Annotated in this window: 1 protein-coding gene; it reads left to right on the forward strand. The window is 52.1% G+C overall.

Annotation, left to right across the window (positions count from 1 at the left end; all coding sequences use genetic code 11):
* Positions 1 to 286, forward strand: a 286-nt coding sequence (locus CA598_RS32650) for a hypothetical protein (RefSeq protein ID WP_094879072.1), incomplete at both ends; no start/stop codon positions are given.

Consider the following 286-nt stretch of genomic DNA (forward strand, 5'->3'; position numbering starts at 1 on the left):
AACGGCGGCGCTACGTCAGTTTTTAGAGCGACAGAAAACGCGAGTACTTGACGGAGCGACCATCGGATTACACGACGCTACCGACCACTTACTCGCGGCATCACGTAATGAGGCTCCGTTAGATACCGGCACTTTACGGATGACAGCCGGTAAGGAAGTCGTAAATAGGGACGGACGAATATACGGCGAGGTATTTTACTCCGCTACGGAAACGGGTTCCTCTGGTGCGCGCTTTAATTATGCGCTACGTGTACACGAGATGGGCGAGTATAAGAATCCGACAACT

Origin of the sequence: Paenibacillus sp. VTT E-133291 (genome assembly GCF_002264395.1) — a bacterium.
GTDB lineage: Bacteria > Bacillota > Bacilli > Paenibacillales > Paenibacillaceae > Paenibacillus_AQ > Paenibacillus_AQ nitricinens.